General features: G+C 56.9%; 1 protein-coding gene. It reads left to right on the plus strand.

The genetic code is table 11. The features are described 5' to 3' along the window. The coding region (locus tag J5224_RS34810; protein WP_264629365.1) for a cytochrome ubiquinol oxidase subunit I at positions 1-538 on the plus strand (538 nt) is incomplete at both ends.

The following is a 538-nucleotide window of genomic DNA, read 5'->3' on the forward strand; positions in this document are numbered from 1 at the left end:
GATCCTGCTGTTCGCGCCCGCTTTGATACGGCCAAACACGACCTTGGCTATGGCATGTTGCTCAAGCGCTATACCGATGACGTCGCCAACGCCAGCGAAAGCCAGATTCAGCAAGCCGTCAACGATTCCATTCCCCGCGTTGCACCGTTGTATATCGCTTTCAGGGTGATGGTGGGCTGCGGCGTGCTGATGCTTGTCATTTTCGGACTGTCATTCTGGCGTGTGATCCGTGGCCGCATCGGGCAGGGCAGAGGGTTGCACCGCGTGGCCCTTTACGGCATTCCATTGCCGTGGATCGCGATTGAATCCGGTTGGTTCGTTGCCGAGTACGGCCGTCAACCGTGGGCAGTGGGTGAAGTGCTGCCTACCGCAGTGGCCAATTCATCTCTTGAGGCTTACGACATTCTGCTGTCAATGGGGCTGATTTGCGGGCTGTATACGCTGTTTCTGGTGGCAGAAACCTACCTGATGTTCAAGTTTGCCCGACTGGGGCCCAGTAGCCTAAAAACGGGCCGTTACCACTTCGAGCAGCTATCAC

The organism is Candidatus Symbiopectobacterium sp. NZEC135 (assembly GCF_025962695.1).